A 607-nucleotide genomic window follows, 5' to 3' on the forward strand; every position below is an offset into this window, starting at 1 on the left:
GCGTCGCCAGATCGGCCAGCGACTCGCGCGGCGGCATGATCTTCCAGTGATGGATCGCATCGGTCAGATCGACGAGCGCGTCGAAGGCGGCGTCGGCCTGCTTGGTCTTGGCGTTGATGCCCATCCCGAGCACGTCGCCGAACGTCGCATGGACGCCATCCGGGCCGGCGGGCACCATGAACGCCTGGACGTTGTCTACCGTGGAGTCGAGGTCGTCGGCCGCGCCGCCCATGAACATCGCCACCTGCCCGCTGCGGAACATCTGGTCGAAGCCGCGGTCGCGGACGAGCTGCTGCGAAGGCGTCAGCGGACCTTGCACGAGCTCGGCGTAAAATTGCAGCGCCTCCGTCGCCTCCGGCGAATCGATAGGCGATTGGCCGTCCTCGGTCAGCACCTCGCCGCCGTTCTGCCAGATGAACATCTGGGATGGCGGCCAGCCGTTCACGGTAAAGCCCCATTGCGTCGTACCGGAGGCATCAAAGCCGTCCTCGCCGGGATGCTTGCCGCTGCCGTCCTTGGTCAGCTTGGTCGCGGCATCCGTAAACTCGGTCCACGTCCAGCTCTCATCGGGATAGTCGATCTCGGCCTCGTCGAACAGCGTCTTGTT

General features: G+C 65.4%; 1 protein-coding gene. It reads right to left on the minus strand.

Features of this window, described 5'->3' with window-relative positions; genetic code table 11:
* Positions 1-607: extracellular solute-binding protein (locus PA598K_RS08840; RefSeq protein ID WP_128656654.1), on the minus strand; the 607-nt coding region annotated here is incomplete at both ends.

Source organism: Paenibacillus sp. 598K, from assembly GCF_003851045.1.
GTDB lineage: Bacteria > Bacillota > Bacilli > Paenibacillales > Paenibacillaceae > Paenibacillus_D.